General features: G+C 64.4%; 25 protein-coding genes. 1 reads left to right on the top strand and 24 read right to left on the bottom strand.

What is annotated here, in order from left to right; translation table 11 throughout:
* Nucleotides 1-32: 32 nt before the first annotated feature.
* The 13 genes from LG373_RS02245 to LG373_RS02185 form a co-directional block, all read right to left on the bottom strand.
* Nucleotides 33-413: a desulfoferrodoxin family protein gene (locus LG373_RS02245; RefSeq protein ID WP_216529791.1), complete on the bottom strand. Its 381-nt coding sequence runs from the start codon at nucleotides 411-413 to the stop codon at nucleotides 33-35.
* Nucleotides 414-573: 160 nt separating this feature from the next.
* On the bottom strand, nucleotides 574-1,407 hold the full coding sequence (lgt, locus tag LG373_RS02240; protein ID WP_225748860.1) for a prolipoprotein diacylglyceryl transferase: 834 nt from the start codon (nucleotides 1,405-1,407) through the stop codon (nucleotides 574-576).
* A gap of 60 nt (nucleotides 1,408-1,467) precedes the next feature.
* Complete coding sequence (locus LG373_RS02235; protein WP_114567881.1) at nucleotides 1,468-1,686, bottom strand: UDP-N-acetylmuramoylalanyl-D-glutamate--2,6-diaminopimelate ligase; 219 nt, start codon at nucleotides 1,684-1,686, stop codon at nucleotides 1,468-1,470.
* A gap of 104 nt (nucleotides 1,687-1,790) precedes the next feature.
* Nucleotides 1,791-2,402, bottom strand: a complete 612-nt coding sequence (pdxT, locus tag LG373_RS02230) for a pyridoxal 5'-phosphate synthase glutaminase subunit PdxT (protein ID WP_114567880.1) — start codon at nucleotides 2,400-2,402, stop codon at nucleotides 1,791-1,793.
* A 32-nt stretch (nucleotides 2,403-2,434) separates the two neighbouring features.
* Nucleotides 2,435-3,325: a pyridoxal 5'-phosphate synthase lyase subunit PdxS gene (gene pdxS, locus LG373_RS02225; protein ID WP_114567879.1), complete on the bottom strand. Its 891-nt coding sequence runs from the start codon at nucleotides 3,323-3,325 to the stop codon at nucleotides 2,435-2,437.
* A 180-nt stretch (nucleotides 3,326-3,505) separates the two neighbouring features.
* On the bottom strand, nucleotides 3,506-3,799 hold the full coding sequence (locus LG373_RS02220; protein WP_114567878.1) for a hypothetical protein: 294 nt from the start codon (nucleotides 3,797-3,799) through the stop codon (nucleotides 3,506-3,508).
* A 33-nt stretch (nucleotides 3,800-3,832) separates the two neighbouring features.
* Nucleotides 3,833-4,066, bottom strand: a complete 234-nt coding sequence (locus LG373_RS02215; RefSeq protein ID WP_114567877.1) for a NifU family protein — start codon at nucleotides 4,064-4,066, stop codon at nucleotides 3,833-3,835.
* A 115-nt stretch (nucleotides 4,067-4,181) separates the two neighbouring features.
* The gene (locus LG373_RS02210; protein WP_114567876.1) at nucleotides 4,182-5,672 is read right to left on the bottom strand and encodes an LCP family protein; all 1,491 of its coding nucleotides are present in this window, start codon (nucleotides 5,670-5,672) and stop codon (nucleotides 4,182-4,184) included.
* Nucleotides 5,673-5,684: 12 nt separating this feature from the next.
* Nucleotides 5,685-6,977 carry a UDP-N-acetylglucosamine 1-carboxyvinyltransferase gene (gene murA, locus LG373_RS02205; RefSeq protein WP_114567875.1) on the bottom strand — a complete coding sequence of 431 codons (1,293 nt, stop codon included), beginning with the start codon at nucleotides 6,975-6,977 and terminating at the stop codon, nucleotides 5,685-5,687.
* A gap of 422 nt (nucleotides 6,978-7,399) precedes the next feature.
* A complete protein-coding gene (tsf, locus tag LG373_RS02200; protein ID WP_114567874.1) occupies nucleotides 7,400-8,266 on the bottom strand; it encodes a translation elongation factor Ts in 867 nt (288 codons plus the stop codon).
* A gap of 100 nt (nucleotides 8,267-8,366) precedes the next feature.
* Entirely contained in the window at nucleotides 8,367-9,146 is a 780-nt protein-coding gene (gene rpsB, locus LG373_RS02195) for a 30S ribosomal protein S2 (RefSeq protein ID WP_114567893.1), read from the bottom strand.
* Nucleotides 9,147-9,396: 250 nt separating this feature from the next.
* Nucleotides 9,397-11,478, bottom strand: coding sequence for a heavy metal translocating P-type ATPase (locus LG373_RS02190; protein ID WP_225748859.1), 2,082 nt, complete (start codon nucleotides 11,476-11,478; stop codon nucleotides 9,397-9,399).
* Between the two features lie 5 nt (nucleotides 11,479-11,483).
* The gene (locus LG373_RS02185) at nucleotides 11,484-11,798 is read right to left on the bottom strand and encodes a DUF6110 family protein (RefSeq protein ID WP_225748858.1); all 315 of its coding nucleotides are present in this window, start codon (nucleotides 11,796-11,798) and stop codon (nucleotides 11,484-11,486) included.
* Between the two features lie 353 nt (nucleotides 11,799-12,151).
* On the opposite strand from LG373_RS02185, the gene yihA reads away from it, so the two are divergent.
* Nucleotides 12,152-12,733 (top strand): ribosome biogenesis GTP-binding protein YihA/YsxC, encoded by a 582-nt coding sequence (gene yihA / locus LG373_RS02180; RefSeq protein ID WP_225748857.1) that lies wholly within the window; start codon nucleotides 12,152-12,154, stop codon nucleotides 12,731-12,733.
* Nucleotides 12,734-12,822: 89 nt separating this feature from the next.
* Here yihA and LG373_RS02175 read toward each other — a convergent pair whose 3' ends face one another.
* The 11 genes from LG373_RS02175 to hisB form a co-directional block, all read right to left on the bottom strand.
* Complete coding sequence (locus LG373_RS02175; protein ID WP_225748856.1) at nucleotides 12,823-13,947, bottom strand: NlpC/P60 family protein; 1,125 nt, start codon at nucleotides 13,945-13,947, stop codon at nucleotides 12,823-12,825.
* 144 nt (nucleotides 13,948-14,091) lie between these two features.
* The gene (gene rnhA, locus LG373_RS02170; protein WP_370632822.1) at nucleotides 14,092-14,571 is read right to left on the bottom strand and encodes a ribonuclease HI; all 480 of its coding nucleotides are present in this window, start codon (nucleotides 14,569-14,571) and stop codon (nucleotides 14,092-14,094) included.
* 74 nt (nucleotides 14,572-14,645) lie between these two features.
* The gene (locus tag LG373_RS02165) at nucleotides 14,646-16,673 is read right to left on the bottom strand and encodes a methionine--tRNA ligase (protein ID WP_216529786.1); all 2,028 of its coding nucleotides are present in this window, start codon (nucleotides 16,671-16,673) and stop codon (nucleotides 14,646-14,648) included.
* Nucleotides 16,654-17,760 (bottom strand): signal peptide peptidase SppA, encoded by a 1,107-nt coding sequence (gene sppA, locus LG373_RS02160; protein WP_225748855.1) that lies wholly within the window; start codon nucleotides 17,758-17,760, stop codon nucleotides 16,654-16,656. The genes LG373_RS02165 and sppA overlap by 20 nt, the downstream gene beginning before the upstream one ends.
* Nucleotides 17,761-17,897: 137 nt before the next feature.
* The gene (gene rho / locus LG373_RS02155) at nucleotides 17,898-19,658 is read right to left on the bottom strand and encodes a transcription termination factor Rho (protein ID WP_225748854.1); all 1,761 of its coding nucleotides are present in this window, start codon (nucleotides 19,656-19,658) and stop codon (nucleotides 17,898-17,900) included.
* Nucleotides 19,655-20,335, bottom strand: a complete 681-nt coding sequence (fsa, locus tag LG373_RS02150; protein WP_114567867.1) for a fructose-6-phosphate aldolase — start codon at nucleotides 20,333-20,335, stop codon at nucleotides 19,655-19,657. Before fsa ends, rho begins: the two co-directional genes overlap by 4 nt.
* Before the next feature lie 247 nt (nucleotides 20,336-20,582).
* Nucleotides 20,583-20,900, bottom strand: coding sequence for a phosphoribosyl-AMP cyclohydrolase (hisI, locus tag LG373_RS02145; RefSeq protein ID WP_114567891.1), 318 nt, complete (start codon nucleotides 20,898-20,900; stop codon nucleotides 20,583-20,585).
* 2 nt (nucleotides 20,901-20,902) lie between these two features.
* Entirely contained in the window at nucleotides 20,903-21,667 is a 765-nt protein-coding gene (gene hisF / locus LG373_RS02140; protein ID WP_114567866.1) for an imidazole glycerol phosphate synthase subunit HisF, read from the bottom strand.
* 149 nt (nucleotides 21,668-21,816) lie between these two features.
* Nucleotides 21,817-22,653, bottom strand: coding sequence for a 1-(5-phosphoribosyl)-5-[(5-phosphoribosylamino)methylideneamino]imidazole-4-carboxamide isomerase (gene hisA, locus LG373_RS02135; protein WP_114567865.1), 837 nt, complete (start codon nucleotides 22,651-22,653; stop codon nucleotides 21,817-21,819).
* Nucleotide 22,654: 1 nt separating this feature from the next.
* Entirely contained in the window at nucleotides 22,655-23,314 is a 660-nt protein-coding gene (gene hisH, locus LG373_RS02130; RefSeq protein ID WP_114567864.1) for an imidazole glycerol phosphate synthase subunit HisH, read from the bottom strand.
* Between the two features lie 83 nt (nucleotides 23,315-23,397).
* Complete coding sequence (hisB, locus tag LG373_RS02125; protein WP_301282396.1) at nucleotides 23,398-24,000, bottom strand: imidazoleglycerol-phosphate dehydratase HisB; 603 nt, start codon at nucleotides 23,998-24,000, stop codon at nucleotides 23,398-23,400.
* Between the last annotated feature and the right edge of the window lies 1 nt (nucleotide 24,001).

Genomic DNA, 24,001 nt, shown 5'->3' with positions numbered 1-24,001 from the left:
ACGGGCGCTCTCGAAACGATTGCAAAACGTCTTTACACCTCGGCGACCCACAGGCCGTGCAGGTTGCAGTACTCGTACACCTTGAGCGCTTCGTCGCCCTCGGCCACGGCGAAATCGGCAACGGGAGCATCCTCGGGGGTGAGCTCGCGCATCTGGTAGCCGTTCTTCGTAACCAGGCAGATGAAGGTGATGTAGTGCTCCGGCGTCATGGGGTGCAGCGTGCTGCCCACCTCGACGTGGACGTTCGCGCCGTCGACGCTCACGACGGGAACGTGCTTCTCGAGCGCGGCGTCGGTGGTGTTGGCGGTGAGCTCGGTCATCTTCTCGCCGCAGCAAACCAGCGGAACGCCGGCGTCGAACGGCTTCACAGCGATGTTGCCGCAGTGCATGCACTTGTAAAACTTGAGATCCATATTCGGGCCCCCTTTAGCTTCGCGTACAGGTCTACCTGCTTCTTCCCAATGATAGCGCAGGGCCGATGCGCGGCGAGCGCACCGCGATGCTTGGAGCCGAACCGTAACGTCGTCGAAACGCCTCGCTTGCCAAGCACCGTACCCTTTGCCTCCTTAAATGTTACTCACTCTGTTGCATTTCAGGAAGACCCTGCTGAGGCTTTTTCACGACAATCGCATAAACCAACACGCCCACACCTACCAGGATCAACGGAACGCTCAAAAGCTGCCCCATGGTAAGCCACCCGCCCCACAAGTAGCCCAGTTGCACGTCCGGTTCGCGCACGAACTCAACCAGAAAGCGGAAGCATCCGTACATGATCAGGAACAAGCCCAGGAAGGTGCCGCGCGGGCGAGCCGGACGCATCCGCGAGAGCAGGTAGAGCACGGCGAAGATAACGATTCCCTCCAGAAACGCCTCGTACAGCTGAGAGGGATGGCGCGGCATCGTTCCAGCGGCCCCACCGAACACCACGCCCCACGCGACGTCGGTGGGCGCACCCCACAGCTCGCCGTTCACAAAGTTCGCGCAGCGACCGAACAGCAGGCCAAGCGGAGCGCTGATGCAGCCCAGATCAGCCAGCGTCAAATACGGGATGTTCGTCAGCTTGGCCGCCACGATACCCGAAAGAAGCGCCCCGATCAGGCCGCCGTGAAAGCTCATGCCGCCACGGTTGAACGCAAGGATCTCGGCAGGATGAGCCAGGTAGTAGCCATCGCCGTAAAACAAGACGTAGCCCAAGCGCCCTCCAAGGATCACGCCGACGATCACGCAGAACATGATGGTAAGCAAAGAATCCACGTCCACGCGCACGCGCCATCGGCGCGCTACGCGCCATACCACAAGCGCCGCGCACACGAACCCGAGCACGTAGGCGATGCCGTACCAGCGCACCGCGAACGGCCCGATAGCGAACGCAACCGGGTCAAGGCTTTGGTAGATGTTGTTGAGCATGAAGTTCCTTTCGCAAAAATCCGAGGCGAAGCGATCGCCTTCGGAAGCGAGGTACAGGGCCTACTCCTGGCCCATGCCAGCCCCCACCTCGATAGCGGCGAAGCGAACCTCGTCGCGCAGCTGAGGCGGAATGGGGTGCACGATGGAAACCGAGGCGTCGCAGTGCGGGCAGCGCAGCGTGAACAAAGCCAGGTCCGTCCGCAGGACCATCATGGCATCGTAGCGACATACGTCCAGATCGTTCGCGCCGCATGCAGGGCAGATTGCGCTTCGACTCATCGGTTCACGCTCCTTCGCTCGTTTGCCCGCCTTCTTTTGTCCTCATTGTAGCAGAAGCCCGCCGACGCGAACGCCGAACGACGCCCACGCCGACGGGCTTCACATCAGCACGAGGCGCGCCCCTCGCCCACTACGCGGTCGAGGAAGAACGCATGCACGCGCGCATCGTCGGTCAACTCGGGATGAAACGCCACGGCGAGCGCGCGCCCTTCGCGCACAGCAAGCGGCTCGCCGTCCTCGGCGGCACTGAGGACCTCCACGTTCGGCCCCCAATCGGCGAACCTCGGCGCGCGGATGAACACGCCCTTCACAGGGCCGCCCTCGATCCCGGCCCACGGCACCGCCGTCTCGAACGAGTCGATCTGCCGGCCGTAGGCGTTGCGCCGGATCCGCACGTTCATAAGAGCGAGCGGTTCCTGATCGGGCCGCGCGCCTTCGATGTCGCGCGCCATGAGGATAGCGCCGGCGCACGTGCCGAACACGGCCATCCCCTTCGCGAACGCATCGCGCAGCGGCTGGTACATGCCGTGGATGGCCAAGAGCTTCGCGATGGCCGTCGACTCGCCGCCCGGCAGCACCAAGCCGTCCAAGCCGTCGAGCTCGTGCGGCCAGCGCACGAGGCGCGTGGCCGCTCCCAGCCCGTCGAGCATGGCTCGATGCTCGCGGAACGCGCCCTGAAGCGCCAGGACGCCGATGGTTTTATTCATAGGTTGCATGGCCAGACCTCATAGGTTCACGCGGCGCGTCTCTACCAGCCGCGCTGCGCCATCAGCTCGTTGTCGGGGATGTCGGAGATCTCGATGCCCACCATGGCCTCGCCCAGGTTGCGCGAAACGCGCGCGACAGTGTCAGGATCGTCGTAGTTCGTCGTGGCCTCCACGATGGCGCGAGCGCGCTTGGCCGGGTCGCCCGACTTGAAAATGCCGCTGCCCACGAATACGCCGTCGCAGCCCAACTGCATCATGAGCGCCGCGTCAGCGGGCGTGGCGATGCCGCCGGCCGAGAAGTTCACCACGGGAAGGCACCCGTGCTCGGCCACCCACTTCACCAGCTCGTAGGGAGCTTGCAGCTCCTTTGCAGCCGTGAACAACTGCTCGTCGCGCAAGCCTTTGATACGGGCGATGTCGGTCGTCACGGTGCGCATGTGACGCACGGCCTCCACCACGTTGCCCGTGCCCGGCTCGCCTTTCGTGCGGATCATGGCCGCGCCTTCGGCGATACGGCGCAAAGCCTCGCCCAGGTTGCGCGCGCCGCACACGAACGGCACGTCAAAATCCCACTTGTTCACATGGTACTCGTCGTCGGCCGGCGTGAGCACCTCGCTCTCGTCGATGAAGTCCACGCCCAGGCTCTGCAGCACCTGCGCCTCCACGAAATGCCCGATGCGGCACTTCGCCATAACGGGGATGGACACGGCCTCCACGATTCCCTCGATCATGGTGGGGTCGCTCATGCGCGCCACGCCGCCGTGCGCGCGGATGTCGGCGGGGACGCGCTCGAGGGCCATAACGGCCACAGCGCCCGCATCCTCGGCGATCTTCGCCTGCTCGGGGTTGACGACGTCCATGATGACGCCGCCCTTCATCATCTCGGCGAAGCCGGTCTTCACTTTGAGCGTGCCATGCGCCTGTTCGGTCATCGAGCCGTCCTTTCATCGCGATCGTTCGAATAGCTGCCCGCAACGCGCCGACAGCATGCAGAGCGCGGCCGCACGAATGGCCGTGCGGCCGCGCTCGAATCCAAGCATGTACGATACCCGTTCCTGCGCCTCGACGCGAGCACGTTAACGCAACCGTAACGCGCGAAGCGAAGAACGGGGCTAGAGCAGAAACCGGTTCGGGTTGCCCTGTCGGGCCACGCAGCCTTCTTTGCGATCGGCCATGTGCGGCCCGTGCGTTAAAAAGTGCGTGCAGAAGCGGCATATCTCCTTGATGGCCGCATCGTAGTCGCGCTCCGGGTTCAACAATACGTTGAAGTCCTGGCACACTTCATGCGTAGACCGCACGCAGGCTGCAAAGCGGCAGTCGGCAGGACAAGGCTCTCCGGGTATGTTGTGCGGGCAACGCGACATCATCTCCTCGTCGCATCCGCGCAGTTCCCAGCAGTTCGCCATATCCGCCTTCCCTTCAATCCCGAACGCTCACGGCTATTCAGCCGCGGGCACGACCTTCGTCACGCCGGGGACGCGCTCTTTCAGGATGCGCTCCACGCCGTTGGCGAGCGTCATCTGAGACATCGGGCAGCCCTTGCACGCGCCCTGCAGCTCGACCGTGACCACGCCGTCCTCGGCAACGTCGACGAGCTTCACGTCGCCGCCGTCAGCCTGCAGGCTGGGGCGAATGAGCTCGAGCACAGCCGCCACGTCGTTCTTATCCACCATAGGAATCGCTCCTTCGTCTGAATGGGTGTTATCAGGTGCCGATTCTACCACAGAGCCTTGGCGCGCACGGCCGAAGCCGGGAAATGCGGAGGAAACATCGACGAGGCGCATGGCGCTACGAAGAAGGCTTCCAATCCTTCCCCAGAACCAGCAGCACGTCCGTGTCGAACGTATAGAACCCCGCGTCGGCAACCGTACGGCCAAGGCCCAACGCGGAGACCACGGTTTGCGCGGCCGGCTCGAACGCGCCGTCCTTGTAGATGACCAGCGTTTCGGCGTAAGCGGCAGTGTCGGTATTGCCGGTTTCCTCGACCTTGAACCCCATGCCTGCAAGCGTTTGCGATATCTGGGCCGCCGCGCCGGTAATGCCTCCGCCGTTGCGGACGGTCAGGGTGAAGCTGGCCGGATCGACCGAGGCGATCTTCTTCTCGACCACCGGGTCTTGCCCCTGCTTCACCAATTCCATCATGGACGACCATGCGTCGGTTGAAGCCACGTAATAGGAGACGCTATCACGCGTTGTCTCGTAACCGGGAACGAGGGCGCCCTTCACCGTAGACGCGTCCATGCCCCGCAGCGCATCGGCCAAGCCCAGCGCGTCTTTCGCTCCCATGTCGGTGCCGAAAGAACCCCCCACCTTGTCCAGCGTGGACAAGAAGGAAAGCGACCCCTCGTCAAGCAGGCGAAGAGACAGCGCCGCAAGCAACTCGCGCTGGTTGGCCGCCTGCACCTGCAAGCCTCCCGAAAAGTTCGACGCACGCAAAAACGTAAGGGCGGCCTTGCCGTCGAGCGTCTGCTCCCCCGGAGATAGGTAGACGTCGCCCGCCGCCGGGTCGTCCACCTCTTCGGCTACGTTCACCTGCACGCCGCCAAGTCCATCGACCAAGCTCGCCACGCCGCCGGCATCGATCTTGACCAGATGCGACACGTTCACCCCGGCGAAGTTCGACACGGCTTTGATCAGGGACGCATCGCCTTCCTGCACAGCGGCGTCTCGAAGCTGATGGGGCTTTCCGTCTTTAAGCTGAACCTGCAAGGTGGCGGGTACGGACACGATGACCGCCGACCGCGCAGCTCGGTCCACCCGCACCAGGGCAAGCGCATCAGGCCCGGCTTGGGCGTTCGCCGCCCCCACCGGGTCCAAATCTGCAGCGACCAACGTGTAGAAGGCGTCGGCTGCCTCTTTCGGAGCGACAAGCGCCGACGAGGCGTCCGAGTTCTTGAGGCCTATCTTGGAATCGAGCGAACCGAAGAACGCGAACGTCCCCACGCCCGCCGCAACGACCGCCACCAAAACGACGCACGCGACCACCGCGACGAGACGCCGCATGCGCGCGCGGCGCTGGATGCCATGGGAGAACTCGCGCCTGCTCACGCGACGAGAGAACTGGGAAGCGCTCTCCCCGGACGACGTGTTCGGCAAAATGGTCTCCACGTACCCGCGCGCGGCGCGCTTCTGCTTGCGCGCGCTCGAGAACCCGACGGAATCGGCGTTCATGCGCCCGCGCGAACGCCGCGGCACGTGCGTGCCCAGCGTAGCGGTGCGCAAACGGCGCGAGGTGATTTTGGACTGCGTTGCCGAAAAGCCCTTACGGCGCTTGACCATGTGCGGCCTCCGCTAACCGCGGATATCCGGCATGCCGTCGACGGGCGCGCGGCGAACGCACGCCCCCAGATCGCCCAGCTTGCCAACGTAGTCTTCGTAGCCGCGGTCGATATGGCCGATGTTGTGCACCCGCGTCTGCCCCTCGGCAGACACTCCCGCAAGAACAAGCGCCGCGCCCGCACGCAGGTCGGTGGAGGACACGTCGGCGCCCTGCAGGCCCGCAACGCCCCTGACCAGCGCATGATGATCCTCGATAGTGATATCGGCTCCCATGCGGATAAGCTCGCTTGCAAACATGAAGCGATTCTCGAACACGTTCTCGGTGATGACCGACACGCCCTCCGCGCGCGCGGCCAGCAGCATGAACTGCGCCTGCAGGTCGGTCGGGAAGCCCGGATGCGGCAGGGTCTGAATATCGATGGGAACAAGGGGGCGCGTACGGCTGACGGTGACCCAGTCGGCTCCGGTTTGCACCTCGCAGCCCATGGCGGCAAGCTTCATGAGGGCAACACGCAGATACGACGGATCGATGCCGCGCACCGTAACAGGGCCTCCCGTGAGCGCGCCGCCCACCAAGAAGGTGCCCGCCTCGATGCGATCGCCCACCGTCGTGTGGTCGCAAGGATGCAGCGAGGAAAGCGGAACGCCCTCCACCTCGATGATCGAGGAACCGGCCCCGGTCACCTTCGCTCCCATGGACACCAGCATGTTCGCCAAGTCCACGATCTCGGGTTCGCGCGCGGCGTTCTCGAGCACCGTCGTGCCTTTCGCCGTCACGGCCGCCATAAGCAAGTTCTCGGTTGCGCCGACGCTGGGGAAGTCCAAAACGACGTCCGCTCCAACCAAGCCGTTCGGCGTGCGCGCCTCCAGGAATCCGTGGTCGATGGTGAACTCCACGCCCAGCGCTTCGAGCCCCACGAGGTGCATGTCGATTTTGCGCGCGCCGATCTGGCACCCGCCGGGCATGGCCACGCGCGCCCGCCCGAACCGACCGACCAGCGGACCCAGGACCGAAATGCTCGCGCGCATCTTGGATACCAGGTCGTACGGCGTTTCGAACTGCTCGACGTCGGTCGTGTCCACGATCAGCGTATGGCCGTCGCGTTCCACGGTTGCGCCCAAGCGGCGCAGCACCTCCGACATGATGCTGATGTCGGAGATGAGCGGCACGTTGCGCACGAGCGTTTTGCCCTGGCCGAGCAAGGCGGCGGCAATGAGCTTGAGCGCGGAATTCTTGGCGCCCGACACGGCCACTTCGCCCGCGAGCACGCCGTTGCCTTCGACAATGATGATCTCTTCTGCCATGGGTGTTCCTTAACGCCGAGGTGCGCGCCCTCGGCTTGACTCGTCTATGGATGCGCGCCGTGAGACGGCGCGTTCGGTTCGCAATGCGTCCATTATAGAAAGTGAAGGCCCGCATAATGCGGCCCTTCACAACGAAAGCAGAACGGCATGGGGGAATGTTGGTCGCGGTCGAATCGCGCGTCCCCCTTCCCCAGCAAGCCAGGGCGACGGCATCGAAACACGAGCGGCATCCGGATGCATTGTCGATCCAACAACACGTTTTTGGACGAAAAAACGTGTTGTTGGATCGACAATGACGGCGGCTGAGATGGTTTGGTGGACCCCCCATCGGATTTCACGCGAGAGCACGTCTTTTCCGACGCACAAAAAAGACCCGAAGCCGAAGCTTCGGGTCCCAGCTTTACCGGTAAGGAAAAGAGGGTTTACGCCTCTTCGCCCAGGACGAAGCGCTTGAAGTCGACGACCTTGATCTCGCCGCCCAGGTTCTTCGCGACCTCGGCCGTGTACTCGGCAACGGTCTGATCCGGGTTCTTGACGAAGGCCTGCTCCGTAAGCGTGCTCTCCTTGAAGAACTTCTCCAGACGGCCGACGGCCATCTTCTCCTGGATGGCCTCGGGCTTGCCGGACTCGGCAGCCTGAGCCATGTAGATGGCCTTCTCATGCTCGACGATGGCCGGGTCGACGGAGTCGCGGTTCGCGGCAACGGGAGACGCAGCGGCAACCTGCATGGCAACGTCGCGGCCGTACGCCTTGAACTCAGCGGACGCGGGATCGACGCCCTCGACCTCGAACTGCACGAGCACGCCGATCTTGCCGCCGCCGTGGATGTAGGACGACACGGCGCCGCCCTGCTCCACCGCAAAGCGGGAGAGCTGGATGTTCTCGCCCAGCGTGTGGATGGCGTCGGTCACGACAGCCTCCACCGTCTCGCCCTCGGCGTCGGCGGCCTTGAGGGCCTCCATGTCGGCGGGGTTGGCGGCCAGCGCAGCCTTGGCGATCTTCTCGGCGTAGGCCTTGAACTTGTCGTTCATGCCCACGAAGTCGGTCTCGCAGTTCAGCTCGACAACGGCGCCAGCCTTGCCGTCCTCGGACACGAGCGCCATGACGGTGCCCTCGTTGGTGGCACGGCCGGCCTTCTTGGCAACAGCGGCCAGACCGCGGGTGCGCAGGACGTCGACAGCGGCGTCCAGGTTGCCGTCGGCCTCGACGAGCGCCTTCTTGCACTCCATCATGCCGGCGCCGGTCATCTCGCGGAGTTCCTTGACCATGGAAGCGGTAACAGCAGCCACGTTGTTCCTTTCTCTATGCGCCGCGCGCAAGCGCGGCCCTGGTCTGTCAAACGCCGCCGGTTTCGAAACCGGCGGCGCATTCGTTCATCTGAAAAGCAGGTTATTCGGCAGCGGGAGCAGCGGCCTCGGCCGGAGCCTCAACCTCTGCCGGAGCAGCCTCGGCCTCAGCCGGAGCGGCCATCTCGGCAACCGTCACAGGCGCGCCCACGCCGGCGATAACGGCATCGGCGATGAAGTCGGCCAGCAGACGAACCGAGCGGATGGCGTCGTCGTTGGCGGGAATGCCGAAATCGACGTCGTCCGGATCGCAGTTCGTGTCGAGCGTGCCCACCACGGGGATGTCGAGACGACGGGACTCATGGATGGCAATGGCCTCGCGGTTCGTGTCGATCACGAACACGGCGTCGGGCACGCGCTTCATGTTGCGGATACCGTTGAGGTTGGTCTGCAGCTTGGACAGCTCCTTGCGCAGCAGGATCTGCTCCTTCTTGGGCAGCATCGCCATGCGGCCGTCGGCCTCCATGGCCTCCAGCTCCTCCATGCGGGTCACGCGGGAGCGGATGGTGACGAAGTTGGTCAGCATGCCGCCGAGCCAGCGAGCGTTCACGTAGGGCATGCCGCACTTGTTGGCAGCATCAGCGACGGCTTCCTGAGCCTGCTTCTTCGTGCCGACGAACAGCACGGTGCCGCCCTTGCGAGCGATCTCGGACACGAAGGTGTACGCCTGGTCCAGGCCCACGAGCGTCTGCTTGAGGTCGAGGATGTAGATGTCCCCACGGCTGCCGAAGATGTACGGCTTCATCTTGGGGTTCCAGCGACGGGTCTGATGCCCGAAGTGTGCGCCTGCGTCGAGCAGCGACTTAATGCCGACTTTCGTCATGACTTTCTCCATTCGTTAGTCCTCTGCCTGCGGTCATCCCCGAATCCGCAGCCTTTTTCGGTTGGCCACTGGCGGATCAGGTCGCGCAAGCATGTGTAATTAGAAACCGTTGAATCTTACCACAGAGAAAATGAAATGCAAGCACTTCTCGAAGATCGCATACATGCACGTCCTTTCGCGAGAAGCGGTTGACGCTCGCGGCTGTCGAGCCGGCCGGTCGGACGCCGGTTCGACAGCCGTACGCATGCGGTCACGAGCGGTACGCGCCTGCGCTGCGCAAGCTGAGCGCCACCGTGGACGCGTTGTGCAGAAGCGACGACGCCTGCGGGGTCAAAACCCCGCCGATGCCCGCCGCGAGCAAGGCCGAGTTGACCAGCATGACCTCTCTGAAGGATGCATCCAGACGCTGCGTCAGACCCTTGCTCAAGCGACGCAGCTCCACGATAGCCCCCAAATCTCCTCCCGCAAGCGTGATGTCGGCGACCTCTTTGGCCACAGCGGTCCCCTGCCCCATGGCGATTCCCACGTCGGCTGCGGAAAGCGCGGGCGCGTCGTTCACGCCGTCGCCCACCATGACCACGCGTCGTCCCTCGGCCTTGAGCCGTTCGACGAACGCATGCTTGTCCTCGGGCAGCAGGTTGGCCCGGTACTCGGTCACGCCCGCTTCCCGCGCGATGCGCGCCGCCGTGCGGTCCCCGTCGCCCGTCAGCATCACCACGCGGCGAAATCCCAGCGCCTTCAGATTGGCCACCGCCTGCGCCACGCCTTCCTTGAGCGGATCGTAGACGCCGATGACGCCCACCAGCTCGCCGTCGACCGCCAGGTACAGCGGCGTGAGCCCTTCGGTTTCGGAAGCGATCCTCGCGCGCTGGTCCTCCGACACGGCAACGCCTTCGTCGCCCATCACGAAATGCTCCGACCCGATGACCACGCGCTTGCCGCCCAACGACGAGGCTATTCCGTGCGCCACGATGTACTCCACCTCGGCATGGCGCTCGCGGTGCTTGAGGTTCTTCTGCGCCGCCGCGCGCACCACGGCGCGCGCCACGGGATGCGGAAAGTGCTCCTCCAGGCATGCCGACAACCGCAGCACCTCGCGCCGGTTCCAGCCGTCAAGAGCCAAAACGCACGCCACCTCCGGCGTAGCCTCGGTCAAGGTTCCGGTTTTGTCGAACACGATCACATCGGCAGCGGCCATGGCCTCGAAGTGCTTCGCGCCCTTGACGGCGAAACCCACTTTCGCGCTCTGGCTCATGGCCGAAAGCACGGCGATCGAGCTGGTCAGCTTAAGCGCGCACGAGTAGTCCACCATGAGCGCAGCCGACGCCTTCGTCAAACTGCCCGTGACCAGGGCAACCCCCGCCGCCAGCAGGAAGTTCCACACAACGATGCCGTCGGCGAGACGCTCCATCCGAGACTGGGCCTGCGCCTTGTTCGCCTCGGACTGCTCGACCAGCGACACGATGGAGCGCAGCTTCGTTTCGGCAGCCTTCGCGCGAACCTGCACGACGATCTGGCCGTCCTCCACGGCGGTGCCGGCGAACACGTCGTCGCCCTCGGCGCGCTCGACGGCAAGGGGCTCTCCGGTAAGCGAGGCCTGGTTCACCATCGCAACGCCGCGCACCACGCGTCCGTCGACGCATACGGGCATGCCCGTGCGCACGACAACCAAATCCCCCGGCTCGAGATCGGACGCGCGCACCTGCACCTCTTGGTCGTCGCGAAGCAGCTGGGCGGTCTCGGGCAGATCGAGCAACGCGCTGACAAGGGCACCTTCCGAGCGCGAGCGCGTGTACTCTTCCAGCGTTTCGCCCACATCGAGCAAGAACATGGTCTGCCCGGCCGTCCGAGGATCGCGCTTGAGAAACGACGTCCCGATAGCAGCGGCGTCCAGCACCGCAACGTCAAGGCGCGAGCGCCCGAGCGAGCGCAGACCCGCCCCCAGGAAGCGCCGGTAACGCCACGCCGCCGCAACGGCGGCAAGCGGCCGGGGCACGAACCAGCGCCGCAAAACGTACAGGCCCGCAAGGCGCGCCAGGTCCATGAGAAGCGACTGGGAGCGCGGGGCGAGGTCAAGGCCGAAACCGGATCGAGCCTCGTCGATGCATTTCGCATCGATGGCGGACAGGCGCTCCAAAACCAGGTCCCGCGCTCCCTCGAGCGGGCGGTACGTCAAAGCGATGCTGCCGATGCGCGGATAGACCGACGCCTTCTCCACCGTTGGGATAGCCGCAAGCACCCGATACAGTGCGTCGAGGTCGGCGGAGGGAACCGGGCCGGCAAGCTTGACGCGCACGCGGCCCGGGAGTTCGTTCGCAATGGCGTACTGCATCGCGGCTACTTCTTTGATGCCTGAGCCGAATCCGCCTTGGACTTCGCCGGTTCGACCGCAGACGGCTCGTCGGCGGCAGCGGACGGCTCGTCAGCGAGCGATGTCTGCACGTTGATGTAGGAAGCCTGGGCCACGATGTCGTCGACTTCGGCCTTGGCCTGCTCGACGATGCCCTCGTAGGCGGCCTTCGCTTGCAGCCCCTTCGCAACGCCTTGCACGTAGCACTTCTTAGCCGTTGGACCCGTCAGGGCCTTCGCCCCCACCGCCCCCAGCAACACGCCCGCCCCGATCAGCAAGCCGCTCTTCTTCGGGAAGTCCATGCATGCCCCTTTCTTGCGCTCGCGCGCATCGTTCGCAACATCCTTTATAGTTGCTTAAAGTTAACTTTTCTAGCATAATGAGAGCTCCGGTAAAAGTCAATTAAAGCTAACTAATATGAATCGATCGTTGAAAGGAGCCTCATGAAGAAGCATACGTTCTGGGCCTGGGCCGCCATAGCCTGCATGGCCATGGCCATGTACACGGGCAGGAAGCGCTCCTAGCGAAGCGACGTCAAGGAGAGCTTGGGGTTTTCCGCGCGCGATGGGCGCAGTTCCGCTACCATGAACGCAACAACATCCGCACCCTCCCCTTGCACAGGCAACGCGAGGGACGGAACCGCAAGGAGCCCAGCATGAACATCAACAACGTCGCGTTCGAGAAATCGTTCGGCACCTCGCTGCAACTGCCGGCGTCCACGTTGCCCGAAATCGCATTCGCCGGCCGGTCCAACGTGGGCAAGTCGTCTTTGCTGAACAAGCTGTTCAATCGCAAAAGCCTGGCGAAAGTGTCGCAAACGCCGGGCAAGACGGCCACCATCAACTTCTTCTCGTGTGACGGCGTGCGGTTCGTGGACCTGCCGGGCTACGGCTACGCCAAGGTGGCGAAATCCGAGAAGGGACGCTGGTCGGAGCTGATCGAAGGGTACTTCAACCAAGATCGCAACCTGGCGCTCGTGGTGTCGCTGGTGGACATCCGCCACCCCGCTTCAAGCCTGGATGAAAACATGATCGAGTTCTTGCAGGAGGCGGAGCTTCCCTTCGCCGTAGTGCTGACGAAAGCCGACAAGCTATCCCGACAGCAGCAAATGAAGCAGAAGACAGCCCTGAAAAAGCAGCTGAAGCTGCATGCCGACGTGCCTTTGGTGGTGTGCTCTTCCGAAAAGGGAACGGGCATCGACGAGCTGCGCACCGTCATCAAGAACGCCGCTCGCTAGGCTCTTCTCCGGATAAACCGCGAGGCGGGGAGACCGAAGGGCGCATCAGCGCCTCCGGGCTCCCCGCCTCGTCGACAATGAACGATCGTTTACCAGGGTCGCACGATGATCATGCCGGGCTGCACGGGACCCTGCACCACGCCCACGCCGTACGTGGCCGCGTGGATCATCTGGTTGCCGCCGATGTAGATGCCGCAATGCCCGGCGTTCACGGCCACGTCGCCCGGCTGAGGATCGCTTACCTGGGGCCAGTTCATGAACGTGAGCGTGCTTCCCATGCGGCTGTAGCTGCCGCTCAGGCAAAACGACACGAAGCCCGAGCAGTCGTACGACGACGGGCCCGCTCCGTAGCTGGGATCGGTGTAGCCGTACGGCTTGCCAAGCTGGCTGTACGCGCGGCCCACCACCGAGCCCGCGATAGGCTCGTCGTAGTCGGGAGCAGGCGGGTTGACGCTGCCTCCGCCAGAGGATTCGCCGCCGTTGTTGCTGCCGTTGCCGTTATTGGAGCCCTGCTGCGCCTGATCGGCGGACGCGTCTACCGTGGCCTGGGCCTGCGCCTCGTAGGCCGCCACCTGCGCCGCGCGCTCCTGCTCGACGAGCGCCGCAGCTTCGGCGCTCAAGTTATCGTAGGTCGACTGCATGGCCGCCATGGTGGAAGCGGTTTCGTCTTTCGTGTGCAGAGCCTCGCTCGCCTTCTGCGCAGCTATGCGCTCCTGCTCGGCAAGCACGGCTTCCTGTTCCTGAACCTCGGCACGCAGATCCTTCGTCTGCTGCACCAGCTCGGCATCGCTTTCGTTGATGGAATTGAGCAGGTCCCAGTTGGTCGCGAAGGACCTGAACGACGTGGCCCCCAAAAGCAGGTCGAGCGCCGAGCTGCCGCCCGAACGATACATGCTGCGAGCGCGCGATCCCAAGCGATCCTGCAAATCGGCGATCTGAGCCGAAGCCTCGTCGATGCGAGCCTGCGCGTCATCGCGCTTCGCCTCGGCGTCCTTTTGAGCGGCCAGCGCGTCGTCGTACGCGTCCGCCGCCTTGCTGAGCTTTTCCTGCATGGAATTGAGCGAAGCCAAAGCCGCCTGAGCCTCCGCCTGCTTCTCGGCTGCGGAAGGATCTGCCAGGGCGATGCCCGGAACCATAAGGGATACGGCAAGCACCGTTGCCATGAATCCGACGAGCGCGCCCCTCGCGCGACCGCCCCGTGCTTTCTGCTGCATGTGGGTACCTCCACCTGCCATCCGAAAACGTGCATGCAATGCGAACCAGTGTAGCAAATCGAGCGCATGACGGCCGGGCGTTCGATCGATCGTTACAGAAAGGCCACAGCACGCACCATGCTGCGGCCGCCCGTCAATCCCGGCCTATCCCGTGAAACCCGTGTCGGCGATGCGCCCCGCCCCGTCGGCGGCCGCCGTGGCAAGCTGGTCGCACCGCTCGTTTTCCGCGTGCCCCGCATGCCCCTTGACCCACACGAACTCCACGCGATGCGGCTCCTTCGCCTTCAGCAGGCGCTGCCACAAGTCCACGTTTTTCACCGGCTCTTTCTTGGCGTTCTCCCAACCGCGCTTGAGCCAGCCGTCAACCCAGTGCTGGTTGAACGCGTTGGCAACGTACTGCGAATCGGTGTAGAGCGTGACCTCGCAGGGACTTTTAAGCGTCTCGAGCGCCACGATAGCGCCCAGAAGCTCCATGCGGTTGTTCGTGGTGCGCTCGTAACCTTGCGAGAGCTCCTTTTCGTGCGTGCGCCCGTTGCGATCCACGAACCGCAGCACGGCGCCGTAGCCGCCCGGCCCCGGATTCCCGCGCGCGGACCCGTCGGTAAATGCATCGACCTTCAACAAGAAACATCCTTTCAAACGGAGGGACTCGGCAAAGAAACGTTCCGCCGGTTCGAGGACCGGCGGAACATGGCGCGCTACTTGTACTGGGACGGATGCTTCTCGAAGAAGTCGAAGCGCGGAGGCAGCTCGCGGATGCGGTGGCGGCCTTCGGTGATCTCGCCAGCGCTGCACAGCTCGTCGAAGCTCTCGAAATCGTAGTTCCAGCTAAAGAAGTCGTCGAACTCGAAGCTCAGGTAGTCGCAGATCTTCTCGGCCCCTGCCGGCACCACGGGATGCATGAGCAGCGTGGCGACGCGCAGCAAGAAGAACGAGTCCACGAGCACCTGGCGGCGCATCGCGTCGTCGCCGCCCTTCTCGACCGCGCGGATTCCGTCGGACCAGTACTTGTTCGCCCAGCGAATGAACTCGTCCATGATCGACATGATGGTATGCAGCTCGACGCGATGCATGGTGGCGTCGTAGACGCGCAGCACCTCGTTCACCTTGTCCAGCACGGCCGGCGACACGGCGCCGAGCGGCAGATAGCCTTCGAAGTTCTTCTGAGCTTCGTAGAAGCAGCTGCGGGCAAGGCGGTTGAACACGTTGGTCAGAAGCGCGCCTTCCTTGAGCACGGGGTCCGCCACGCGCGAATCGGCCAGCTCCTCTTCCGTGGCCAGGTACGGCTTCGGCTTGAAGCCGACCGACTTCTGGTCAAGGCCGAGCGCCAGGAAATGCGCGCGCAGCTGCTCGACGGTGTAGTGCTCGAGCAGCGCATCGGCGGTAGGCGGCTTGACCGCGCCCGACGACGATGCCTTCTTGTCGCCGAACAGGATATGGTAGTTGGCCACGAGGTTCGTCTGGCGAATGGGATGGTCGGTCTCGCCCGGCGCCAAGATGTCACCGGGACGCAGCGCCTCGATGAGCGCCGGCTGGGCAACGCCGTAGAAGTACAGGTTGTCCTGCCCGATGAACTGGTAAACCTCGGAATCCTCCGAGCACCACCAATCGCGCCAGCTGCCCCTGGGCAAGCCCATCTGGTCGTTCACGGCCATGGTGAACGACATGGGAGCCCACAGGCTTTCGGGCCAGCACCACACGGTCAAGCCTTCCAAACCTTCGATGACCGGGGCCTTGACCCCCCATTCGATATTGCCCGTGATGCGGAACGGCACCAAGGTCTTGCCCGTGCGGAAGCGGATTCCCGCGCGCGTCAAGACTTCGCGCGCCGTATCGCGCGCTTCGATGTCGGCGAACTCGATCTCGAAGCTCTGCTTTCCCTTTTCGGGTTCGCGCAGCTCGTGTGCGGGAAGATCGCTCGCGATCTGCTCGTACGCCGCGCGCTCGTCGTTCTTGATGTAGACCACGGGCGGAACCAGGAACTCCTTGATGGTTTTCGGCACAATGGCGCGCACCTCGGGATCGGCCTCGAGGCGAGCCACGTGGTCGCGAAGGAAGCCGCCGAACGCGGGCAGGTCGAAGTACCAGTTTTCCACCGGCCGCATTTCGGGCGTGGTTCCCGTCAACGACGATTTCGGCGCGATCAGGTCCTCGGGCGCGTAGCTGTGCCCCAGGTCGCATTCGTCGGCGTAGCCGTGCTCGGACTTGCAGCCTTGCACGGGGCAACGGCCCACCACCTGGCGCCCGTTCAGGAACGTGCCGGCTTCCGCATCGTAGAACTGCAGCGTGGCGCGTTTGCGAAGATGGCCGTTCTCGTGCAGCTTCTCGATGAACTTCTCGCTGATCAGCTGATGCACGCACTTCGCGTAGCCCAGCCCCGACCCCTCGTAGATGGAAAGGCTGACGTTGTAGGAATCGAGCGTTGCCTTCTGCGCCTCGTGGTTCTTGCGAACGTACTCCTCGATGGTGCCGTCGAACTCCCCGGCCTCCACCAGCTTGCGGTAGCCCTCGTTGATGGGAGAGCCGAAGCAGTCCGTTCCGCTGATGAAGCGGACGTTGGCGGCGCCGATGCGATCGCGCAGGAAGCGGGCGAACGCGTCGGCCGGGACGAACACGCCCGCGATGTGGCCGAAGTGCAGCGGCTTGTTGCCGTACGGCATGCCGGCCGTGACGACGGCCCTCTTCGGCCAGGAGGGACGCTCGATGTTACTGGGCGATGTTGCCATCGTTCTCAAACTCCTTCAAAGCGGCGGCAAGGTCGCCGGCGGACAGGCTCTTGCTTTCGGACATAAGGTCGAGCAGGCTCGACAGGGTGCTCTTCGTCGTTTTCAGTTCAACCGCGGAATAGCGCGAGACGCCGGCCAGCTCGGCCGCCTTCGCCAGCGCGTCCTCCTTGGTGCCGATTTCGTCGGCCAGCCCGTTCTCCACGGCGTCCATGCCGGTAAACGTCATGCCGGTGGCCAGCGCGCGCACGTCGCTTTCGCTCATGCCGCGGCCCTCGGCAACGGTCTGGACGAACGTTTCGTTGATGCGCTCGACCATGTTCTGGTAGTAAGCGCGCTCCTCTTCGGAAAGCGGGCGCGTGCCGTAGCTGGAATCCTTGCTTTCAGACGACGTGATGTTGTCCACGTTGATGCCCAGCTTCTCCAGCAGCCCCGAAAGGTCGGTCACCTGCAGCGCCGTGCCGATGGCGCCGATGGCCGTGGTCTTGGCCGTGAAGATGTAGTCGGCCTGGCTGGAAATCTCGTAGGCCGCGCTCGCGTTCACGGAAGCGCTCGACACCACCACGGGCTTGCCGGTATCTTCCGAGAACTTCTTGACGTACGCCGCCATCTCCTCGCCGGCAGTAGCCGTGCCGCCGCCGGAGTTCACGCGCAGCACGACCGCCTTGATGTAGGTGTTCTGCGCAGCGCGATCGAGCTGGGCCTTCAACCCTTCGGGCGACGAGGTGGTGCCGTCGTACTGGATGGTACCGTCGATGTCGATGACCCCCACCGCATCCGAGGTCAGGAAGTCGGCCTCGGACATTGAGGTTTCGCCGAGCGACCCGACGGCTCCAAGCGAGCCCATGGACGACGACATGATGGACGTGCACGACCACATGCTCATGGCTATGAGCACGAAAACGAGCACGACGGCGACGAGCGCCACGATCCATCCGCGCTTTTTGGGCTGCGGCTGCGGCGCGTAAGGCTGCGGCGCGTAGCCGCCGGCAGGCTGCGGCGCGTAGCCGCCGGCAGGCTGCGGGGACGGCTGAGGCGCAGCAGGCTGCTGCCACACCTGCTGCTGCCAGTTGTTGTTTTCCTGGGACATGGGCCCTCCTGGTACGAATTGCAGGGTCGATCAAGCGAAAGCGTCACGGAACCGCGCCCAAGGGACGCGGTTCCTCATCATGCGCTCATTATAGAACGGCGAAGCTTCGCTTCGGTAGCGAACGCATGACAACTCGCTTAGAACTCCACCGTGCCGTCGGCCTTGGTATGCTGCGCCTTCTTGGCGGTGCGAACCAAGAACTCCTGGTTGGTTTCGGTCTGCTTGAGCGACTTGATGAGCATGTCCATGGCGCGCTCGGTGCTGTTCGTGTTGGCCAGGATGCGGCGAACGGCCCAGATGAGCGGCGCCTCCTGCGGATCAAGCAGCAGGTCCTCTTTGCGCGTGCCCGACGCCACCGGATCGATGGCCGGGAAGATGCGGCGATCGGCCAGATTGCGGTCCAGCTTGAGCTCCATGTTGCCCGTGCCCTTGAATTCCTCGAAGATGACCTCGTCCATCTTCGAGCCCGTGTCCACCAAGGCCGACGCCAGGATGGTCAGGCTTCCGCCGTGCTCGATGTTGCGCGCGGCGCCCAGGAAGCGCTTGGGCGGATAGAGCGCCGTCGAGTCCACGCCGCCGGACAGGATGCGGCCCGACGCCGGCTGCGCCAGGTTGTAGGCGCGCGCCAGACGCGTGAGCGAGTCCAGCAGCACGACGACGTCCTTGCCGCATTCCACCAGGCGCTTCGCGCGCTCGATGACCAGCTCGGACACGGCAATGTGGTTTTCGGTGGGCATGTCGAAGGTCGAGGAGATGACCTCGCCCTTGATGGAGCGCTCCATGTCGGTGACTTCTTCGGGGCGTTCGTCCACCAGCAGGCACATGAGGTGCACTTCGGGGTTGTTCGCGCTGATGGCCGCCGCGATGTCTTTGAGGATAGTGGTCTTGCCCGCCTTCGGGGGGCTGACGATCAGGCCGCGCTGACCCTTGCCAATGGGGCTGACCAGGTCGATGACGCGCGCCGTGACGGTGTTCTTGCCGTGTTCCATGCTGAGGCACTCGTCCGGATAGACCGGCGTGAGGTCGCCGAAGCGCACGCGGTTGCCCAGCTCTTCGATGGGCGTGCCGTTGACGGACGTGACCTTCTGGATGGCCGCGTACTTCTCGTTCTCGCGCGCCGGGCGCGTCTGGCCGCTTACCAGATCGCCTTTGCGCAGGCCGTTGCGGCGAATGGTGGACAATCCCACGTAGCAGTCCGACTCGCTGGGAAGGTAGCCCTGGGTGCGCAGGAAGCCGTAGCCGTCGGCCAGGATGTCCAGGATGCCGGACACCTCGATGAAGCCCTCGGCCTTGACGCTTGCCTCGAACACGGCTTCGACCAGCTCGGCCTTCTTGAGGCCCGTCACGTCGATCTGCAGCTCCGCTGCCTTTTCGCGCAGCTCGGCAACCTTGAGCTTGTTCAGATCGTCGCGCGACACGCTGGGCTGCATTTCGCGACCGCCCTGATTGCTGTGAGGACGGCGCTGGCGGCGGAAGTTCTGGTTGCCGCCGTTCTGCTGCCCGCCTTGCTTCTGGCGATTGTTGTTGTTCTGCCGCTGGCGGTTGTTCTGGTTGGAGCCGCCCTTGTTACTTTGGCTTTGCCCTTGGTTCGAGCGCCTGTTCGTCGAGCCGGAAGACTGCGAAGCCGCGTCCTTGCCGTTCGCCCTCGTCGACTTGCGAGGCGTCTTGCTTGCCTGAGCGGGACGCTCGGACGCGGACGAATCGGCCTTGTCGCTTTGGGCCGACGGAGCTTCCTTACCGGGCTTTTCGCCTGCATCCGCCTTCGCGGGCTCCGCCGACTTCTCCGCCTTGCTGGCCGCGGACTTCGTCCTCACGCTTGTGGAACGGCGGCGACGCGGAGTGGGAGCGGAAGGCGCCTCGGGTGCGCCCTCCGCAGTCGATGCTTCGTTTTCGCTCATGCGTTCTGCACTTTCTCCCAGTCCTTCATGAAGGAATCCAGGCCGCGATCGGTCAGCGGGTGCTGAACCATCTTCTTGAGCACGCCGAACGGAACGGTGGCGATGTCGGCGCCCATGAGGGCCGCCTGCGTCACGTGGTTCGCGCTGCGGATGGAAGCGGCGATGATCTCCACCTGCTCGTGGTTGACCGTGTTGTCGGAGTAATCGTAGTTGCCGATAGCCGCAACAACCTTGCTCAGCTGGTCCAGGCCGTCGTCGGAGATGTCGTCGAAGCGACCCACGAACGGGCTGATGTAGCGAGCGCCGGCGCGCGCGGCCAGGATGGCCTGGGGCACGCTGAAGCACAGCGTCATGTTGACGGGAATGCCCTCGTCGGCCAACGTGCGCGTGGCAGCCAGGCCCTCGACCATGGTGGGAACCTTCACGACCACGTTCGGGGCGATGGCGGCCAGCTCGCGGCCGTCGCGCACGATCTCGTCGCGCGTCATGGCTACGCTCTCGGCGGAAACCGGTCCGTCCACGATGTCGCAGATACGCTTGATGTGGTTGTGGAAATCGGACAGCTTGCCGCCCGTGCGCGCATACAGCGTGGGGTTCGTGGTCACGCCTGCGAGCGCTCCCCAACTAGCCGCTTCCTCGATTTCGGTCAGGTCAGCGGTGTCCAGAAAAAACTTCACCCAGTCCTCCTTATGTTGTGACGTATCAGTGTGAAACGCGCGCGAAGGCGCGCATGAGTCCCGTGAATGAGATGCAATGTGATGGGTTTTCTTCCTTGAAAGGCAAAAGAACTGGCTTTATGGTAGCGCATGTCATCATATCGTTCAAGCAAAAACGAGGTCGATGCGTGTATTTGCGATGGAGGTACGGCTACGGATCAGCGCGCGGCCGGGCGAAGGGCGCAGACGAAAGGCCGTCGCCGCGACCCTATTCCACGACCCGGTAAAAGCAGCTGCGCGCGCCGGTATGGCAAGCGGGGCCGGCCGGGTTCACCAGAGCGAGCAGCGTGTCGGCGTCGCAATCGTAGCGCAGTTCGACCAGCTTCTGGACGTTTCCCGAGGTGGCGCCCTTGTGCCACAGCTCTTGGCGGCTGCGGCTCCAGAACACGGTTTCGCCGCGCTCGAGCGTCAGGCGCAGGGATTCTTCGCTCATCCACGCCATCATGAGCACTTCAAGCGTGTCGGCGTCTTGGACGATGCACGGCACAAGGCCGGCCTCGTTGTACGAAAGAGCGGAAACGTCCATGATCACAACCTTACCGGGATTCCCTGCGCGCGCATGTGCTCTTTCACCTGGCGCACCGTCAGCTCGCCGAAATGGAACACGCTCGCGGCCAGCACGGCGTCGGCCTCTCCCTCGATGATCCCCTGGGCGAAATGCTCCAGCTTGCCCACGCCGCCGCTTGCGATGACGGGCACGTTCACCGCCCGCGCCACGGCGCGCGTGAGGGCGCAGTCGAACCCGTCGCGACTGCCGTCACGATCCATGCTGGTGAGCAGGATCTCCCCTGCTCCGCGCCGAACCGCCTCCTGCGCCCACTCCACCGCGTCGATGCCGGTTGCCTTACGGCCGCCAGCCACGTACACCTCCCACTTGTTCGGATTGCCCGCCACGCTCTTCGCGTCGATGGCGCACAGGATAGCTTGCGACCCGAACGCCGCTGCAGCCTGGGATATCAGGTCGGGATCAGCCACGGCGGCCGAGTTCACCGACACCTTGTCGGCACCGGCCGCGATCATGGTGCGCATGTCGGCCACACTGCGAAACCCGCCTCCCACGCAGTACGGCAGGTGCAACTCCTCGCTCGCGCGGCTGGCCAGTTCCACCGTAGTGGCCCGGTCGTCGCTGGTGGCGGTGATGTCCAAGAAGATGACTTCGTCGGCCTTCTGCTGATCGTAGCGCTGGGCAAGCTCGATGGGATCGCCCGCGTCGCGCAGGTTCACGAAGTTGACGCCCTTCACCACGCGCCCGTTCTTGACGTCCATGCAGGGAATGACCCGTTTTGCTAGCATGCCTGTCCTTTCCTACCCGTCGTTCGCGCCGTCGGCAAGAAACGCCCGGCGATCCTTCTTCATCCGTCCTACCTTTGCTTGCCCTTGAACAGCTTGTCGATCCCCTTTTTGACTGCATCGTACGCCGCACCTGCGGCGGTGGCCATGGATCAACAGGGCATGACGGGCGCCGGATGCGGCTCGTCCGGGCCGATGGCCGGCTTCGTCGGCAGGGCGACGCCGCACGGGTTCGCCTGTACGGCCGCCGCTTCGGCAGCGCGCGTTGCAGCCTCGCAGGCGCGCACCCCTTCGGCAACCGAAAGCGCGCCTTCGTAGATGGCCCGGCCCGCGATGACGCCCTCGATGCTCGCGGCAACGGGAGCCAAGCGCTCGATGTCGGCTACGCCCGCAACGCCGCCCGACGCGACCACGGGATGCCCGAACGCCTGCGCCATGCGCACGTACGCCTGCGCCTCGATGCCGGTCTGCATGCCGTCACGTGCGATGTCGGTGTAGACGAGATGACGAAATCCCAGCTGGGAAACGTGGCGAGCCAGCTCCTCGGCGGCAACGCCCGAACCTTCGCGCCAACCGGAAACGGCCACTTCCCCGCCCTTCGCGTCGACGCCCGCAGCCAAAAGCTTGCCGTACGCGTCGATCGCGGCCTCCGCAAACGACGGATCGGCCACGAGCGATGTGCCCAGCACGATGCGCGACACGCCCGCGTCCGCCAAGCGCGCAAGGGTGTCGAGCGACCGAACGCCGCCACCCACTTCCACTTTGAGCAGGGTCTTTTTGAGAATCCGCTCGATGATGGCAATGTTCTCGGGCGCTCCCGACTTCGCGCCGTCAAGGTCCACCACATGCAGCCAGGACGCGCCCTCTTCCTCGAACAGCTGCGCCTGCGCGGCGGGGTCGTCGTTGTACACGGTCACCTGGCTGTAGTCGCCCTTTGCCAGGCGGACGGCCTTGCCGCCCAGGATGTCGATAGCGGGAAGCAAATGCATGCTACGCCCCTTTCACGATGTCGACGAAATTGCGCAGCAGTGCTGCGCCCGCGTCCGAGCTTTTCTCGGGATGGAACTGCACGCCGAACGCCGCCTGCCCGTACTGCACCACGCTGGGAAACGGCACGCTGTGCGTGGTCTCAGCTGCAACGAAGGGTCCAGAAGGCGCAACGTAGCTGTGCGTGAAGTAGAAATAAGTGCCCGATGAGACGCCTTTGAGCAAAGGGCAGGCCGGATCCGTCACCTCCACCGTGTTCCAGCCCACATGGGGCACCTTGTGAAGCCGGCCCGACGCATCGACGGAGGGCATCTTGGCCACCACGCCGGGAAGAACGGCAAGGCCGGGCGCATTGTTCGACGACGCTTCGTCATCGGCCTCGGGCGCGCCTTCGACGCCCTCTTCGAACATGAGGTGCTGTCCCAGGCAAATGCCCAGAAAGGGAACGCCCGCGGCGATGCGGGCCCGCACGACGTCGGCCTGCCCCAGCGCGCGCATGGAGGCCGATGCATCGGCGAACGCGCCCACCCCCGGAAGCACCACGGCGTCGGCGCGGGCTATCACGCTCGCATCGTCGGTGACGACCGCATCGCCGCCGGCCGCAGCCAGGCCGCGCGCCACGCTCTTCAGGTTCCCTTTATGGTAATCGACAACGGCTATCATGTTTCAAGCATTCCAATCTCTGCTTGCCAATACGGGTCGGCCGGAAAGCGGGCGTATGGTGCCCGCTCGCCGGTCGGGACGCTCTACAGGGCGCCCTTCGTGGTGGGCAGCGCGCCCGCAGCGCGCAGGTCGGCTTCGACGGCTTCGCGCAGCGCCCGCGCGACGGCCTTGAACGCCGCCTCCAGCACGTGGTGGACGTTTTCTCCCGCCAGCTTGCGCACGTGCAAGGTCACGCCGGCGTTCGCGGCGAACGCGATGAAGAACTCCTTGGCCAGCGTTGCGTCGAACGTTCCCAGCATAACGGGAGGAACGTCCACGTCCCAGTGCAGCTGCCCGCGCCCCGAAAGGTCGCACGCCGCCAACACCAGCGCCTCGTCCATGGGAAGCATGAGCGACCCGAAGCGACGGATGCCGCGCTTGTCGCCAAGCGCGCGGGCGAACGCCTGCCCCAGCACGATGCCGGCATCCTCCACCGTATGGTGCCCGTCCACTTCCAGGTCGCCCTTGACGCGTACCTCCAGATCGAACAGCCCATGCCGCCCAAACGCGCACAGCATGTGGTCGAAAAACCCGATGCCGGTCTCCACGTCGGCGCGCCCCGTTCCGTCCAGGTCGACGGACAGCTTGATGTCCGTTTCGTTCGTCGCGCGCTCGACCCGCGCACGTCGCATGCCCCGCTCGGCCATA

It is taken from the genome of Paraeggerthella sp. Marseille-Q4926, from assembly GCF_916618935.1.
Taxonomy (GTDB): Bacteria; Actinomycetota; Coriobacteriia; order Coriobacteriales; family Eggerthellaceae; genus Paraeggerthella; species Paraeggerthella hominis.
The sequence above is the reverse complement of the archived record's forward strand: the minus strand, read 5'-3'. Positions and strand labels throughout refer to the sequence as shown.